This window comes from Vibrio tetraodonis (assembly GCF_003350295.1).
GTDB classification, from domain to species: Bacteria; Pseudomonadota; Gammaproteobacteria; order Enterobacterales; family Vibrionaceae; genus Vibrio; species Vibrio tetraodonis.
In genome coordinates, this window is the sequence record NZ_QLYY01000006.1 from 18,390 (window position 1) to 34,868 (window position 16,479).

The following is a 16,479-nucleotide window of genomic DNA, read 5'->3' on the forward strand; positions in this document are numbered from 1 at the left end:
TATGACGAAATTAAGTGATTTATTATCTATTGAAGACGAGTCGGTAAAACAAGCTGCTCTGAAGAAGATGTTCATGCCTTATACGGAAGATGTTTACGTTGACGGATACGAAAAAGAAACGTTGACGATTTTGTTCAATCTCAGCTCTAGCCATCAAGCTGATAGGTGTACAGATTGGCTGAATGTTGCCCGTGCTCAAGAGTATTTAAAGAATGCTGAAAACTTAGATGCATCTCTAGCTGAAATCCAATGGTTCCACACCCATAACCTGAAATTTCCGGATTGTCGTGTTAAGGATCAGCGAATCATCGCACAACCTCTTGCTACAGATGAGGAGTTTATTTCAAGTGCAGCAGTAGAGCCTCGTTTAGGCTGGTCTCATAACTCTGCTGTGTATCGCCACATATTGTGGTTATTGAATCCTTTTAGTTGGCAGTCTCAGCCTGTATGCGTTCTTTCACTAATTCAGCAGGAAAACGCTATTTGGCTAGATTTGCTTCAAAAATTCGGCTTAGGGACAAGGGCTGTTGCTCGTTTGCAAAAAACACTGGCGTCAGATTTCCCTGCAAACAGTTTTCCTGACAGTGTTAGTAGTTATAGTAAGCAACTTCGGTTCCCATGGGGGGATGATTATGTGTCTGTCACACCAGTCGTCAGCCATGCAATCCAAAGTGAGTTAGAGGTGAGATCACGAAGTCGAGAGAGTAAACTCAGCTTTGTTTCTTCGTCTCTACCGAACTCTGCAAGTATTGGTAATCTGTGCGGTAGTTTAGGTGGGTATATGAAAGTCTTAAATTACCCTCTGAATGTGAAATCAGTAAGGGGTGGAACATTACCTGAACGTCGCGAAAAGAGTGGCCAATATTTTGATGATTATCAGGTAACTAATCAAAAAACGTGTCAGGTTTTAAGTCATCTAATTGGGTCGGAACCATTAAAAACAAAGAAGCAAAGGGAGAGCCTTCGAAAGGTTAGAAGTAAGATATTGCGAAAGCAGATAGCTTTGTGGATCCTTCCTTTGGTTGAGTTAAGAGATATTATCGATTCTGATCCCAATCAACATCGGATAGAGCATGATGACACATTAGTTCAAGCCTTTTTGACCCTACCAGAATCGGAACTCAGCTCTTTAGCTAGTGAGTTTAATCGACATCTACATCTCACGTTTCAGAACAATAAGTTCACTGTAAAATTTGCCTATCATCCCAAGCTTATGCAGGTAGTAAAAGCTCAAATAGTATGGGTACTTAAACAACTCAGCAAATCAATGGGTAGTGAAGATAGAGCCGTGGGCGAACAATATATCTACTTATCATCAATGAGAGTGCAAGATGTGGTCGCAATGAGTAGCCCATACTTATGTGGCGTACCCTCTCTGACGGCCATCTGGGGGTTCATGCACAACTACCAAAGAGCGTTTAATCGACTAGCTAATTGTGAGGCCACGTTTGAGTTTTCTAGTTTCTCTTTTTATGTTCGAAACGAGAGAATTCAATCGGCCGCAAAACTCACTGAGCCCAACTCAGTCGCGAAGACTCGAACTATTTCTCAGGCGAAACGACCAACCATTCGTTCTGAACGATTAGCTGATTTAGAAATAGACTTTGTTATCAGGGTTCAAAGTGATAGCCGACTATCAGATTTTAAACCCGCGCTTAAAGCTGCACTTCCAGTAGCTTTCGCAGGAGGATCGCTATATCAACCGCAGTTATCGTCTAAGATAGATTGGCTTAAAACGTTTACTAGCAGGAGTGAACTCTTCCATATATTGAAAGGGCTACCAGCATACGGACGATGGTTATACCCAAGTAACAAGCAACTAAAGGGTTTTGATGATCTAGAACATGTCATCATTGAAGATACCGATTATTTGCCAGTTTCCATTGGATACCATTTGTTGGAGTATCCAACTAAACGGGGTAACTCCATCACCAGTTGCCACGCTTATGCCGAGAGTGCGATAGGGCTTGCTAAACGGGTGAACCCTATCGAAGTACGTTTTGGTGGAAGAGATCACTTTTTAAAACATGCCTTTTGGTCGATAGAATGCAGTAGCGAAACTATTCTTATAAAAATTTTTAGAGATTAATCGCTTATGGAACTTTGTACTCAGCTGAATTATGTGCGTTCACTCTCTGCTGGCAAAGCATATTTTTATCATCTATCCAAAAGTGGAGAGATGTGCCCCCTTGAGGTAGACAGAACTAGGTTGCGTGCTCCAAAAGGTGGTTATGCGGAAGCATATAAAGGTAGTCAGTTCGCAGCAAAAAATGTTGCGCCCCAAGACTTGGCATATTCTAACCCCCAGTTTATCGAAGAATGCTACGTAAAGCCTGGCGTTGACGATATCTATTGCGCATTTTCACTTCGCATTCGGGCCAATTCTTTAGAACCAGATACATGCAATGATGATGAAGTACGCAGTAAACTCTCATTACTTGCTAAAACTTATAAAGAGTTCAACGGGTACCAAGAGCTGGCATATCGTTATGCAAAAAATATTTTGCTTGGTACTTGGCTTTGGCGAAACCGTGAATGCAGAGATGTAACCATTGAAGTAACAACGAGTGAATTGGATACGTTCACTGTAGAGCACGCTCAAAAGCTTTCTTGGTATGGGCATTGGAATGAAGATTCAACCGTATGCTTAGAAAGGCTCACGGCCTATTTGATACGAGCACTATCTGACCCAACCGAATACTTCTATATGGACGTTAAGGCTAAAATTAGAGTCGGTTGGGGCGATGAGATTTACCCAAGCCAAGAGTTTTTAGATAGCCGAGAAGATGGTGTTCCTACCAAGCAGCTAGCAACCCTCGAACTATTGAACGGTAAAGAAACCGTTGCATTTCATGGGCAAAAAATTGGTGCGGCATTACAATCCATTGACGATTGGTGGCATGAAGAAGCAGACAAGCCCTTAAGAGTTAATGAGTATGGTGCAGACAAAGAATACGTCATAGCAAGACGACACTTGGTGAATGGGAATAACTTCTACCAATTAATCCGTAATACAGAAAGTTGGATTGAAAGTATGAACGCTTCCCAAACAATTCCTAATGATGTGCATTTTATTATGTCTGTACTGATTAAAGGTGGACTGTTTAATTGTTCCAAGGTTAGGTAAGGTTTCTATGAGAAAGCGTTATTACTTCTTAATTCGTTACATACCATCTCATGCCGACTATGAGCTATTAGCGGGACGCTGTATCTCTCAAATGCACTTGTTTATGGTCAACAACCAACAGGCAATGAAAAGAGTTGGTGTGAGCTTTCCTAATTGGAGTGAATCTACTGTTGGACAAACTATCGCTTTTGTTGCCGACGATAAAGAGATACTGATCGGGCTTTCTTTTCAACCCTATTTTTCTTTGATGGTAAATGAAGGTCTGTTTGAGATCTCTAGTGCTTGTGAAGTACCTGATACCGCAGAAGAGGTGCGGTTTGTGCGTAATCAAACGATTGGAAAAAACTTTCTAGGGTCAAAGAAACGGCGCATCAAACGTAGTCTAGCTAGAGCTGAATTGTTTGGTGTGGAACAATCATTACCGTTGACCAATGAAGATCGTGTCATTGATCATTTTCATAGAATCCCCATTTCTAGCGGTTCATCTGAGCAGGATTATATGTTGTTTGTACAGAAGGAGTGTTCTGAAGAGTGCGTTGCAGCAAACTTTAATAGCTATGGTTTAGCAACCAATCAAGAAAGCAGAGGGACAGTACCTGACTTACGTTTTTGACCCTTTTTTTAGTTCTATCTTTTAACTAAATCAAAACAATGATTTACAGAGAAAAGAACAAAAAGGGTATTTTAGAATTCTGTGACGTAATGCCAGTGGAATTAACAGCTTAGAGACTACACTTTACAGTGTCCTGCCGTATAGGTAGCCAAGAATCTAAGCGCCCATTACCGTCAACAGTTTTTCGTGTGTCCTGCCGTATAGGTAGCCAAGAATAACGTATCGACAAGAACTGTTATTTGTGTGACGTGTCCTGCCGTATAGGTAGCCAAGAATTTGTTGCATATTATGATCCAAAAGGCGCAGAGGTGTCCTGCCGTATAGGCAGTTAAGAATAGGTCTGGAAGAAAGCAACCAACCTGCTGAACAAGCAGTTAATAATCAAAACCATCAAATTTAGGTTTGATGGTTTTTTAGCTGGTTGGCAGGAGGATTAACTTAAAAACGCTCCAAGACGATCTAGCCTCTTACCTACTTTTACAATGATTCAATATGATAATGTAGGTCTCTATATGTCTAGTGAGCGGCCTGCTATTCACTTCGACAACTCTTTTTTGCTCGAATGTCAGTAACAGTCATTGAATCCATAAAATATTCAGTTAGTTATAGCGGCTCGTATTCTATTGAGTTTTGAATCTCTAAGATCATTCGATTAACTTTTATTTTCTTTTGAATACGTTCAGGCAAAATAGAGGCATACTCTGCCGTATCTAGCTGTTTGAAATCAAGGGCAATACCGTTAATGATTTTGACATACTTATCACCGACTTCTTTAAGATTATTAAGATGATTTCTTTCCTTAATAATTGCCTTCTGCAAGTCTTGCTGTTTACTCCGAAGTCTATCTAAATTAACACCATTCTCTAACTCAGCTTTCTTCTCTTCTAGACTTTCTGCTTCTTGTTTCAGCCATTTGACACGGTCTTCTAACTTGGTCAACGCTTCATTTGATAGACCTTTTCTTTCAAGAGCTGCTTCAAGCTCGCTTGTGGTTTTGTAATGTGCTCCATCCAATATTTGTTGCGCTGTTCTTTGAGCATTTTCAACCACTGATAACTCGTGCTTTAGAGCATTATCAGTAATCATTTGAGCATTCTTTCTAGCATCTTCTATTTCCGAAGATAACTCAGCTAGAACATCACCTCTAACTTCTACTCTGACCTTTTCACGTTGCTGTTTTGCTTCAATTCTCGCATTGTCAATGATTCTTCCCGCTTCTAACTTGTTAATATTGATGGTTTGCTTGAGTTGTTCTAATTCTTGATTTAAATATGATTTCTCTTCTTTAAGCCGCAGTACCGCAACTTTAAGGTCATTCGTTAGGGACTTTATCTGCTTATAGAGCTCTTTTTGCTCCTGCTCTTTTTCTTGCCACTTTTCAACTTTTTGTTTTATTCGGGCAACTCTTTCCTCGGCTTGTTCCTCACGCTCATAAATGTTTTCAGTAATTCTTTGAACTTGTTTGCGATGCCTTGCTATTTTTCTCAACAACATACTTCTTTCTTTGCTGATGCAAATCGCGGCTTGTTGCTCAATAAAATCCCAGAATGGATTTAGAGGATTTAATGCTGTTATCTGAACTTTTACATTTTCATAGCTGTTCAGCAGCGAATCCGAGTCCAATCCAACTAGAAATAACTCAAGGGCACTTATGCCCTGCTTTCGAAATTCCACTATTTTATCTGGTGTGGTTTCATGAGTATTAGTAACTTCCACGTAATACTCCTCCCTACCGATCTGGCAGACGATATCTGGAATTCTTCCGTCTCGATAGACCTCTAGACGGACATTCTTCACACCTACCATTTCACAATCACTAGAATCAAAAATTCCACTGGAATATGGGTGGGGAATGATCTTCTCTCGTTCGATGAACTCCTTTGCACTCAAATGCAACTGGGTCTCATACGAATAGCGACATTCTGCATTACTTCTATGGCGTAAGTAGCTAGCTATGCCCTTATTACTGTGTGCGGCAACCATGAAGTCTCCACAGCAAGGGCAGACAACGTCATCCTGAGTGCCACTTTCGAGTTCAACAACAGAAACAACTCTACTCTCACTTAGCTTCCACCCAAAAATAGAACGATTTCTCATGCACACCTCAACATTGGAAAATAGTGATGGTTAAAAACATAGGATATAAAATAAATCTCATATCAATTATCACAATATTATCAAGTCAAAGACAATGCGTGCTTACTTCGTGTGATCTGCTTCATCAATGCTAAACACCAAGTTAAGTGACTTTTCCATATCTCACGTAATCCATGACATGATCGCGAAACTGATTTTTGTCCCAAAGCCCTTACAATCATCACTTTCGATCATGAAATACCTCATTGTTCGGAAGATAAAATACTTCAGTAATAATTTATTCGTTCATACTTCCCAACAATAATCCCATCGTTATCACTAGTCATATAGTGTTTTTGCAACTGTTTTCTCGGAGTGTTTTTGCGTAAAATATGCGCATCAAACGAAAGGAATACCGAATGAAAAACAGATGGTTAGGTTTAACATGTACATTGCCTTTATTAATCGCCTGCAACAGTGGCTCTAGTATACAGCTCTTTAGTGAAACGGTTTCTAAGCAGCAAATCGAGACCATAGTGTCGAACATTGATGCGCGTTATCCAGAAGCAACGGAGGAGCAAAAGCAAAAGGCGGCTGAAGCTGTGGTACGCGCCATTGAAAATATGGTGTTTGTCGAAGGTGGCAGTTTTGATATGGGCGATTTTAAAATGGATTGTGATTTCCCTACCCAAACAGAAAATCGTCTTGATTGGTCCCCTGATGTCGAGTGTTTTAACTTTGCTACCAACCTATCAGGTGCGCAACATTTACACAAAGTTACCCTCGACTCTTATTCTATTTCTAGATATGAGACCAGCTTTTTGGATATGGAGTGGATGCGCCAAATTAATCAATTGCCGCCCGCCATGACATACTATATCAGTATAATCCCGATGCAAGCTAAACCGATGAAACGCACGGATGATAAATACCACAACGCGATGAAGTACAACTTAAAACATACAAGAGCGACGTATACTAAATCGTGGCAAGAAGCCAAAGACTACTGCCAATGGTTAGGTGATATCTCTGGCTTAGCGTTTGATTTACCGACCGAAGCGCAGTGGGAATACGCGGCAAGAAGTCGAGGCCAGCACTACTACTATGCCACCAATGACGGTTATCGATCTTATGCCGAAGGGTGGTATGTGGATCCTATCACCGATAAATATGTGGAGATCTTACCCTCAGAGGTCAACAGTGGAATACATGACGAGGAATATATTGGCCAATGGCCTGCTAACCCACTTGGCATTTATGGTATGAGTAATGGGATTAGCGAATGGGTCAACGATTGGTATGAAAAGGATTATTATCTCAATTCACCAGAGCTTAACCCTCAAGGACCCAAACATGCCGATAAGAAAGTAATGCGAGATGGGGGGGGCGTAAAGACTTTTGGACGTGTAGGGAAAGAACTCGTTTTTGAACACTACTCTATAACAGACAGTTTTCGCTGCGCTGTGCAAAGTACCAAGCCTATCAACTAATCGTGGCCCATTTGGGCCACAGTTTTAGACATAAGGGTAAGAGGTAGGATTGCCATATAAAGCGGCGTATTGCTGCTCGATTTGGGTCCGCTTTTGAATAAAGTCCATTTGTTGATAAGCCTCAAAGGGCGCGAGCGCCACCTTACCAGTCAAGTTGATTTCAGTGAGTGTCGCCACCCAGCGATTAAACATCTCTTGCTGCTTATTATCAAGAATGGCATTGATTCGCTCAATACTTTCAAATAGCATCTTTTCACCGCGCATTTTGCTACCCGTTGGGTTCATTCTTGCCAAGATTTCTTCAAACTTATGCCAGCTGTAGGTGCTTTCTTGTAGCAGTTTACAGATTGCCAGCTCTTGTTTTTCTTCCCAATTAAAAACAAAGGTACGGGTTAAGGTATCAAGCATTCGGCCTATGGCTTCTGGCGGGAGCTGGTTGAAAGGAACTCCGCTGCGAGTCGAGTCATTTAGAACCCGCTCTGCTAATACAATCGCTTCTTTTTCGAGATTTAATGTTTCGTTTCTTTCTTGTCTGATTTTCTTTATCATATCTTCACCAGCAGAAACGGCTAGCTCAAGCGCATTCGCAGGTGAAGTAATAGTGTCAACCGCAGTAAAGGCAAAATAGGTAGCATCAACCAAATACTCATAAGCCTCGGAGCTGATATTTTTGAGTAAGCGATAGTCGATGTATTGCAGCCCTTGCCAAATCACTTTAGCCAGCTGCCAGAATGCTTGCCCATCTATAGCAATGGCAAAACCTCCACCGCCACCGATCCCCCAAACCAATTTGGCTGAGACTTTAAGGAAAAATTGACCTCCTTTTAAGTGTAAAACAAAATCGACGTTATAACCGCCACCCAGAGCAACATTGCCTTCCAGTTTTATCTCCGCCAAGGCACTGAAATTAGTGATGGTGTCTTTTTGTGGCTCTTTCCATTGAACGCCTCCTGAGAATTCACCGCTTAGCTGCCCGCCACCAAATATGCCTGCTTTAAAGCCCACTTGACCATTGGTATTGCCCATAGTGACGTTTGGATCAAACAAAATCCCCACATCATCGCCGGCTTCACGAGTTTTATTGCTGATACCTGCTCTTGCTTGCCCCGTAACACCGACAAAACAGCCCAGTTTCACTTTGGCATTAAATCTAAAGCTGCCGTATGAGTAAGTGGCGTTCTGACCATTCGCGTCTTTGTAGCTTAGGCAAGGGGTATAGCCTGCATCACTGGGTAAGAACAGCTCGGCGGCAACCGCCGCTTCAAACACAGAGAACGCTGCTTGGGCGCCGACTCCCAAGTCTACTTGCACATCCGCTCTGCCGTGCTCATCTTTATTAAACGGGTTGAGTTCTGCATCCACCGCCGCTTGCATTCCCCAACGGCCAAGCTGCGCTTCGGCACTGACCGCAAATATAGTGTTGTCATCGCTATCGCGCAGCAGTGAGCTGGTCGCTTTCCATTCAGCAATTTTTCCACCCGGCGCTTGCCATTTCGCAAGGCTAGCCTTGAGGTCAGGGTTTAAGGCTTTTTTAACCGTATCTTCAGAAATGTCTTGAGCAATGGCTTGACCTAGGGCTTTCATATCCCCTTGGGTAAACGCGCGATTGGTATGGGTGGTACTGGATAGGGTCATCCATGAGTGGCGAATTCGGGTCTCACGCTCGAAAAAGGCCTCTCTGACGTAGAGATAAATACCGCGATTAATCGAGTAGAGCTCACGTACCCCAGAGCGATTAACAATGCCATCCAAACGGGTTTCTCTGGTATTGCTTAACCTAGCTAGGTTATCAGACTGAACATTGGGCGTTTCAGGGGGTAGAGCTTGCTTGGCGATGGTTTCCCACTTAGCCAGTTCTTGTTTTAAGTTAGGAACCACGGTATTGGTCAAGTGGACTTTGAGTTTGTCGGTTGAGTCTTGCGTTCCATACCAATGACCATAAGCTTCGATGTAGTCAATGCGGTTTTTTATCTCGGTAACTTTCGCATTCGCGAGTCGCTGATTCTCAAGCGCTTTATTTTTTTCTTCATTCGCTTTGCGCTGCTGTTTCGCTCTTGAAGAGGCATGATTTTTGGTGCTTGGGGCAGGCAAGACGCCAGCATGGATAAGTTTTTCACACAATGCTTGGCGCTGCTCAGCGTGTTTTTCTATCTCAGCCCAAGCTTGTGCACCTTGAGGCGCGTTGCTGACTACGTCTTGATAGCACTGGAACAGAGTTTGAGTTTGCTCAATTTCTTCATCAAGCTTTTCCACCGCCTCTGCGGTTAAACAGTAAAAATGATTACCAGCATCACCGGTAGCAAACACCACGTCGTCAATGTCTTTGGACGCGCACAAAGGGGGCATGACAAGGCGCCCTTTTTTCTTGACGCACATGGCCGTCACTGGCTCAACAGGAAAGTCGGGCTGCGCAGGTTTGGTCTCTTGTGGTACAGGAAGCTGTAGGGTATCACCCGCCACAATCAAGTCAGGATTGGGTTGATACTGTGGGTTTAATCGCAACAAGGTCGAAAAGTTAACGTTTTGCGCGATACCGATACCAATCAAGGTATCGCCGGGTTTAATCACATAAGGTTGGGTGCTCATGAGTTCATCACCATTGCTGTGCGATGCGCTGCATCGTACTGAGTTGTTCTTGTGAAAGTGTCCAAGGCTTTATTGGCTGTGTGGGCGCCATGGGAGCGTTTAATGACACGCTCATCCATGTGCTGTCATGCCACTGCAAACGAGACAATAAGGGAAAGAGAGCTTGCCGAGCATCGTCACTGAGCGATGCCATTAATGGCAATAAAGCTCTGGGTTCGTAATAACGAAATAGCGTTTCACTGCTCCCGGTGGGCATGAAAAGGCGCTGGCGTAACGAGGTAGCGACTGCTTCTGTGGCAATGGTGGTTGGGCTCCACACTAAGCACCCGCAAGGTGAGGCGCTCATCCCTTCGACACAGGCTTTGAGTGCCTCTTGAGAGCTGTTTAAAGGAATAAATACTGGGCCATTAGGCAAATGAGATAATCGTGTTCCTGCCATCAAAAGTTGAACATCAAGGGGTTCTAAATAAGCACTAAGTGTGGTCTTCCAATCCGGCCAAAGCTGTGGCTCGATAATGGCATACACACTCTGCCCTTCAACTAGGTGAGGCACGCTCTCACTTTGAATGCGCCATTGACTTATTAACTGTGTATTTGACATGTGTTGCCACTCCCGCAATCGCAAAGTTCTTGCATAAGACCGCCTTCTTCAACCAAGCCTTGGTAGGCGGCAGGTGTCATTACAGGCAAGTCTTTTTTCATAATGGATAGACCCTTAGGACGCCGAGTGTGTACACTGACGTTACCGTGCGATGCGCCGCCGGGGTTAATCTTGACTCGGCCACCTGTCGCTTTGACATCACTTGCCCCGTCAATGGTGATGGCGGTCCCGTTAAGGTGAATGGTGCCACTGCTTTTGAGCACCAAGCTTGATGCGCCGACTTGAACTTTGATTTCATCCGCAGACACAATCGCGGTGCTGCCTTCGGCTCGAACCGACGTATTACCGTTGACTTCCACTTCAAGATGATTACCAACGCTCAGACTGTCATCGGCGCCAATATTGGTTGAGCGTGAAGCCAGCGCGACGCTACCTTGGCGTTCACCAACCTCTAAGGTGTCGTTTTTCCCGATGTGGGTGACGCGATGCTCATCCACATACCAATCTCTGTTTTTCCCGACATTAATGGTTTGATTGGCGTTATAGGTGACCGTCACATCTTGCTCGACCCGCTCCATAAACGTTTGTTTTGTCTCTGAGGTTTTATGGCCGTGAATGGTTTCTTTGCGATCGCCATGGACGTTATTCTCTTGGTTTCGGCCTACTTCGAGCTCTTCATCATTACCTATATCTCGGTAACGGTTATTCCGCACCTTAGTTTTCATGTCCTTTTGAGCACGAAAATGCACCATTTCTTGGTCATTTTCATCTTCAAAGTGTATTTCGTTGTAACCGTCTGCCTTATGGCTTTGGGTGCGAAAAACGGTGCGGGTTTTATGCTCTGGCAACTCATAAGGAGGGGTATGTAAGCCGTTATACACCGCGCCTGTGACGAGCGGTCTATCAGGATCGCCTTCTAAAAAGGTTACCACCACCTCATGGCCGATGCGCGGCAGATACACGGCGCCCCAGTTAGGTGCGGCCATCGATTGGCTGACTCGCAGCCAGCATGAGCTATGCTCGTCACTTTGCCCATAACGGTCCCAGTGAAATTGCACTTTAATTCGCCCAAATTCATCGGTGTAGATTTCTTCCCCCGCAGGCCCAACGACGACCGCCGTTTGCGGCCCATCAACCACAGGGGAGGCCATTTTGGGGGCGCGATAGGTGACATCACGTGGCAGACAAACAAACTGATTTTGATAGGTTGTGGGGGCATCGGCGCCTTCTTCTTCATGCACGCGAGGGTTGTCACCAAGGTGCATCACAGAGAGCATCAGATAATCACGGTTGACCGAGGAGCGCGGATGCTCGCTTATCTCGAAACTTAAGCCTGAGGCCAAACGCATAATATTGCTTGAGGCATGAATTTGGTGACTATCTACCGCGTATTCTGACATCCACTCACTGCTGCGCTGAGCGCCAAAGTCAGGAGAAGTGTAGCGCCCGGGGTAATCATAGCGCTGCAAGTCCCAATTGATCTTGTCTTCAGCGTCTTGGCCTTGAGGTATACTCGGAGTGAGATAGTTATAATCGCTGTAGCTCACATAACCTGTTAAGGCGCGGTGAACTTGTTCCAAATCGAAAATGTGTTCTTTATCGGACACACCGCCACCTTGAGAGTGAAATAGCATCGGCCCGATATAAGAGGCGTTGAGCGGTGTGCTGACAAGCTCAGGAATGGTATCATTGCTGTCAACAATGACCATGGTATGCGCAGCATCACTATGCTCAAAATAAAACCACATGCCATGTTCGGCTAAAAGACGCTGAACAAAATGGTGGTCATTTTCGCGGTATTGCAACACGTAGTCTTTTTCTTGATATTGCCCCGCCAGTTCAAAGCGATAATCGCTCATCCCAGCATCATCAAAAACATGGCGAATAATATCTGGCGCGGTTTTATTTTGGAAAATGCGGCAATCTTGGCGCTGGGTCAAAAACCAAAGTTGAGGTACTAGAGTAATCTGGTAGCGAGAGTAGCGCCGACCAGAGCCCATATAACTCAGCTCTGAAACGCTGCCATTAAACTGGCGAGCCGCCGCTAAACCTTGACCATAAACACTCAGCACGCCAGTTTTTCTGCTCAGCGCCTCGAAGCTAATGTCATCATTTTCAGATAAGACGGTCAGGCTCATTTCAAACGGGGCAGACAGGGCTTCCGTCACCCGAAAACTTTCTACTTTGAATGCCCCTAAAAACCCAGAGACCTCAAAGCTAAACTCAATATCATTCGCCATACAGCTTCACTCTTATGACCCAAATAACTGCGGGTAATCAATCTACATGCATATTAAATGGCTGAACTGTAACAAGTTATGTGGAAATCATCACTGAGCTAAACCACTGAGTGAACGTTAAAAGAGGCTGGTAAAGTGACTGACTCAATGGTGTATTTGTTTGGAGTGGTGTTTAAAGAGAACCAAATAGCCAGTGAAAACGACTGTTTTTACTCTCAGCATATAATTGTGGTTTTGTGATGGGGTTTGCAGTGTGGGGTTAGGAGGTATTGTATTTAGGATGTCATTTGTGACTTTCATTAAGGTTAGCGACTCATTATGCGATAGACTATCTAATATCATTTCTGAATAGAGAAACAAATTATGAGTAAAAAACGGTTGTCAGAAAAAGATCTTTTAGAGGAGTTAACGAGTCATACTGCACACTCTGACGAGCTCGCGACTGCACGTAATAAAGATTGGGGATCTTATTCCGAAGACACTGATAAGGCAGACAACGATTTCCTAGTTCAACGAGAAGATGCAATTGACTCTTCCCGAATTGAATTTGAGGAAGATGAGCAAGACCGAGAACTAATTAAGCAAAGAGAAAACTCTCCAGAAATTGACATTGATATTGATGATTTGTGAACAAAAATTTTGTGTTATGGGTTTTATTATGCTGCCCCATTCCTTGTTTCGACCGATTTAACACAGATATCACCAAAGCCTCATTTGACATATTTTTCTAATTTAACTGCGAGACCAAACTCAGTGTGCCATTACAGTTATCTAACGCCAAACATTGACACCATATACGTATCACTCAAACTGACAGCTTTATATCTACCAACGTAAGATAAACCTCGAATTCCTCAAAAATTATAATAAAAACATAGTCTTAAAAACCTTGAGGTGTGTCGTTGTGACAATAATTATGCTATTGTACTTGTCCATTCTATACCTGTTTGATTGCGTATAGTTGTTGTGGCGAAGCATAAGGATGTTTATGGGTTTAGCTGAAGCGTTGATCAGTATTCCACAGTCTGAAAGAGGCGGTGAAATTGCACAACGAGGTTTTGATTATCAAACTTGTTGGGCGTTGTCACAGATGTTGGAATACGAACTGGATGGAAAGGACTATGTGTTTATCTTTGAATATCATGATGACGTACTAATTTTGGATAGTGAAGATGCGCCTCAAGATCTGACCTTTGCTCAAGTTAAGACCAGAGAGTCAAAGCGGACTGTGCATAATTTACAAAAGAGCACCGCGAAAAAGCCAATATCAATCATTGGTAAGCTTTTCTTACATCAGAAAAATTTTGCAAGCTATTCACCCAAGTTACTTTTTGTAACCAATGCTTCGTTCAACTTCTATGCTAAAGCAGGAGGAAAGACCTGTTTCGATGTAAACAGTATTGAAAGTACAGACCAAGAGAAGTTTAAACAAGCAATCAAAGAACAAGTCGAGTTAGAGGAAGAACATATTGATTTGTCCACTTTAAGGTTTATTCAGTCTTCCCTCAGCTTAGATGACCATATGACACACCTAAAAGGAAAACTATGTGATTTCCTTGGAAAGAAATATGGTGAAAGCACTACATTGAGTCCTAACGCATTGGCGACCTTACTTGAATCTGAGTGTAGGCAAAAATCTAAGTTCAAATCGGCAGATATTGCTAACTTTATGGATTTAGTTTCTCGAAAGGGTTTTTCGTCTAAAGCATTCAATAATGTTATTGAATCCCTTAATACCAGTAACAGCCTGAAGCCTGACTGGGAGATGGCAGAGCCTGTTTTTAAAGATTTGAACAAAGGTGCACTACAACTTATACAGCTGAAAGCATCGTTCTCACAAGTCTGTATCGACTTAAATAAGAATAAAAAAAATCCATCAAGTGTATATTTAGAGCATGCAATCAGCCTTTATGACCAAATCAAAATAAATAAAGACCTTAAACTGTATATCACTGAAACAATTATGAATATTGATATGCTCTGTCCGGATTATAAAATGGCTCTAAAATCAGGAAAGAAAGAATGTATCGTTGTCTATTCAATAATCCAGAAGCTGTTAGAGGAAGGTGAGAAATGAAAAGTATCTACTTTAAAAGCGCTCACATACTGTCTCTTCGCGATAAGAAAGGGTTCTTTTTTGAGTTCTCACCAAATGTGAATATTATATCCGGTGAAAATGATACAGGTAAATCTAGCTTCATCAAGAGCTTATATCATACGCTGGGAGCTGATGTTCGCCTTGATAAAAAATGGAAAAGCGACAACTTTATATCAAAAGTAATCATTCATGTTAAAAATCGAGATTATGCCTTTATTCGTCATAATAAGCGTATTTCTATCTTTGACCTCACAGAAGGGCAAAGGCACTTAGTTACATCTAACTCGCGTTCAGATATAGCTGAGATTGTATGTAATATTTTTGACTTCAACTTAGAATTAGTTGTAAAGAAAACCGCTATACAAGCACAAGCACAACCAGCTAGCCTCTACTTACCCTTCTATATTGATCAAGACAATGGTTGGGGTAAAGTTTTAGACTCATTTAGCAATCTCGCTATGTATGCCGATTGGCAGAAGAATATTCTTCACTTCCATGCAGGAGTTAAGCCTAAAGAATATTACAAATTACAAGGTGAAATGAACTTAATTGACTTTGATCTTGATGAAATATTCGCAACGCTAAAAGCTCTAGAGGCAGCGAAAAAACGATTCGAAGCTTCATTTGGTAGAGTATTGTTTGATGTAGATGTTGAATACTATGAAGAGTTACTAGGACGTTTTCTGAGTATATGTCAGGAACTTCATCAGGAAGAAACTAAATACAGAATAAAGCTGATAGAACTACTTTCTCATCGGGACGAGATTGTATCTGAGATTGAAGAATGCAAACGACAACTTGACGATAATGATGTTGACTCACTTTCTACATCGGTAGGGCTAGATGCCAAATATGCCGTTCTTGCAAATAGAGAAAAGTTACTGCAAATCATACCTGAATTGTATGAACAGAAATCAGTTTATGATGAAAAGATAGTCAATATCAAAGAAGAACTTATAAGTGCTCAGAAATTAAGCTCGGAACTTAAGGAAATGCTGCAAGAAGTTCAAGAAAAGTTAACGTTGCAAGATATCATTAAATCTCAGGCTAGCAAACAAGTTGAGTTTACATTCGATGAGCAGATAAAAGAACTGCATGAAAAAATAGGTCAGCTCAATGCGACTAAGAATACTCTTACCGAGAAGATATCTGAATTTACTGATAAAAAGCGCACTCAAGAAATTAATGATAAGTTCAAAGAGTCTTTGAAATATGCTCAAACAGCGTTGGGAATACAAGACCCTGTATTGGGGACGATTCTTCAGTACGGAAATATTACAAAAAGTGAAACAGGAAGCCGTGGACCTAGAGCAATTCTAGCGTATCACTATGCTCTTCTAAAAACGATTGAAGAGAAATCGACGATAGCTATGCTTCCAGTTGTAATCGATTCACCAAAGCAGCAAGACCCTGACAAGAACACAACTAAAAAGCTATTTGATTTATGCATTGATGGTTTATCAAACAAAAATCAGTTGATTATCGGCTCAGTATCCTTCGAGCGAGACACTGATGAATTCCGAACATTGACAATGACCGACAAGTACAGTTTGTTGAAGCCAAATTTGTATGATGAAGTTTATGAACAGATAATGCCGCTATATCACCAGGTTGCATTTTCATGATAATTTGCACACCCACTACCAAT

11 protein-coding genes are annotated in these 16,479 nt (G+C 42.4%); 7 read left to right on the top strand and 4 right to left on the bottom strand.

From position 1 onward, the window contains the following. Window position 1: 1 nt before the first annotated feature. Genes DPF90_RS02400 through cas6f form a run of 3 tightly spaced genes read left to right on the top strand, consistent with a single transcriptional unit; the run spans window position 2 to window position 3,740 of the window. A complete protein-coding gene (locus DPF90_RS02400) occupies window positions 2–2,089 on the top strand; it encodes a type I-F CRISPR-associated protein Csy2 (protein ID WP_114784330.1) in 2,088 nt (695 codons plus the stop codon). Between the two features lie 6 nt (window positions 2,090–2,095). Then, window positions 2,096–3,127, top strand: a complete 1,032-nt coding sequence (gene csy3 / locus DPF90_RS02405; RefSeq protein ID WP_114784332.1) for a type I-F CRISPR-associated protein Csy3 — start codon at window positions 2,096–2,098, stop codon at window positions 3,125–3,127. Between the two features lie 7 nt (window positions 3,128–3,134). Beyond that, entirely contained in the window at window positions 3,135–3,740 is a 606-nt protein-coding gene (gene cas6f, locus DPF90_RS02410; protein ID WP_114784334.1) for a type I-F CRISPR-associated endoribonuclease Cas6/Csy4, read from the top strand. Between the two features lie 603 nt (window positions 3,741–4,343). Here cas6f and DPF90_RS02415 read toward each other — a convergent pair. Beyond that, window positions 4,344–5,837: a coiled-coil domain-containing protein gene (locus DPF90_RS02415; RefSeq protein WP_114784336.1), complete on the bottom strand. Its 1,494-nt coding sequence runs from the start codon at window positions 5,835–5,837 to the stop codon at window positions 4,344–4,346. Between the two features lie 398 nt (window positions 5,838–6,235). Here DPF90_RS02415 and DPF90_RS02420 point away from each other — a divergent pair, with 398 nt between their 5' ends. Next, the gene (locus tag DPF90_RS02420) at window positions 6,236–7,306 is read left to right on the top strand and encodes a formylglycine-generating enzyme family protein (RefSeq protein WP_114784338.1); all 1,071 of its coding nucleotides are present in this window, start codon (window positions 6,236–6,238) and stop codon (window positions 7,304–7,306) included. A 24-nt stretch (window positions 7,307–7,330) separates the two neighbouring features. On the opposite strand, the gene DPF90_RS02425 is transcribed toward DPF90_RS02420, so the two are convergent. Genes DPF90_RS02425 through DPF90_RS02435 form a run of 3 tightly spaced genes read right to left on the bottom strand, consistent with a single transcriptional unit; the run spans window position 7,331 to window position 12,733 of the window. After that, a complete protein-coding gene (locus tag DPF90_RS02425) occupies window positions 7,331–9,892 on the bottom strand; it encodes a LysM peptidoglycan-binding domain-containing protein (RefSeq protein WP_114784340.1) in 2,562 nt (853 codons plus the stop codon). A gap of 7 nt (window positions 9,893–9,899) precedes the next feature. Then, window positions 9,900–10,493: a DUF4123 domain-containing protein gene (locus DPF90_RS02430; RefSeq protein WP_114784342.1), complete on the bottom strand. Its 594-nt coding sequence runs from the start codon at window positions 10,491–10,493 to the stop codon at window positions 9,900–9,902. Beyond that, window positions 10,475–12,733: a type VI secretion system Vgr family protein gene (locus DPF90_RS02435; protein ID WP_114784344.1), complete on the bottom strand. Its 2,259-nt coding sequence runs from the start codon at window positions 12,731–12,733 to the stop codon at window positions 10,475–10,477. The genes DPF90_RS02430 and DPF90_RS02435 overlap by 19 nt, the downstream gene beginning before the upstream one ends. 363 nt (window positions 12,734–13,096) lie before the next feature. Between DPF90_RS02435 and DPF90_RS02440 the strand changes: the two genes are divergently transcribed. The 3 genes from DPF90_RS02440 to DPF90_RS02450 all read left to right on the top strand — a co-directional run bounded on the left by DPF90_RS02440 (window position 13,097) and on the right by DPF90_RS02450 (window position 16,456). Beyond that, window positions 13,097–13,363 carry a hypothetical protein gene (locus DPF90_RS02440; RefSeq protein WP_114784346.1) on the top strand — a complete coding sequence of 89 codons (267 nt, stop codon included), beginning with the start codon at window positions 13,097–13,099 and terminating at the stop codon, window positions 13,361–13,363. A 358-nt stretch (window positions 13,364–13,721) separates the two neighbouring features. Continuing rightward, window positions 13,722–14,810, top strand: coding sequence for a DUF4297 domain-containing protein (locus DPF90_RS02445; protein WP_114784348.1), 1,089 nt, complete (start codon window positions 13,722–13,724; stop codon window positions 14,808–14,810). Continuing rightward, a complete protein-coding gene (locus DPF90_RS02450; RefSeq protein WP_114784350.1) occupies window positions 14,807–16,456 on the top strand; it encodes an SMC family protein in 1,650 nt (549 codons plus the stop codon). The genes DPF90_RS02445 and DPF90_RS02450 overlap by 4 nt, the downstream gene beginning before the upstream one ends. Window positions 16,457–16,479 lie beyond the last annotated feature (23 nt).

Bases quoted from the DNA above. Each gene is read 5' to 3' on its own strand.
- DPF90_RS02400 (WP_114784330.1), top strand. From the start codon at position 2: ATGACGAAATTAAGTGATTTATTATCTATTGAAGACGAGTCGGTAAAA.
- csy3 (WP_114784332.1), top strand. From the start codon at position 2,096: ATGGAACTTTGTACTCAGCTGAATTATGTGCGTTCACTCTCTGCTGGC.
- cas6f (WP_114784334.1), top strand. From the start codon at position 3,135: ATGAGAAAGCGTTATTACTTCTTAATTCGTTACATACCATCTCATGCC.
- DPF90_RS02415 (WP_114784336.1), bottom strand. From the start codon at position 5,837: ATGAGAAATCGTTCTATTTTTGGGTGGAAGCTAAGTGAGAGTAGAGTT.
- DPF90_RS02420 (WP_114784338.1), top strand. From the start codon at position 6,236: ATGAAAAACAGATGGTTAGGTTTAACATGTACATTGCCTTTATTAATC.
- DPF90_RS02425 (WP_114784340.1), bottom strand. From the start codon at position 9,892: ATGAGCACCCAACCTTATGTGATTAAACCCGGCGATACCTTGATTGGT.
- DPF90_RS02430 (WP_114784342.1), bottom strand. From the start codon at position 10,493: ATGTCAAATACACAGTTAATAAGTCAATGGCGCATTCAAAGTGAGAGC.
- DPF90_RS02435 (WP_114784344.1), bottom strand. From the start codon at position 12,733: ATGGCGAATGATATTGAGTTTAGCTTTGAGGTCTCTGGGTTTTTAGGG.
- DPF90_RS02440 (WP_114784346.1), top strand. From the start codon at position 13,097: ATGAGTAAAAAACGGTTGTCAGAAAAAGATCTTTTAGAGGAGTTAACG.
- DPF90_RS02445 (WP_114784348.1), top strand. From the start codon at position 13,722: ATGGGTTTAGCTGAAGCGTTGATCAGTATTCCACAGTCTGAAAGAGGC.
- DPF90_RS02450 (WP_114784350.1), top strand. From the start codon at position 14,807: ATGAAAAGTATCTACTTTAAAAGCGCTCACATACTGTCTCTTCGCGAT.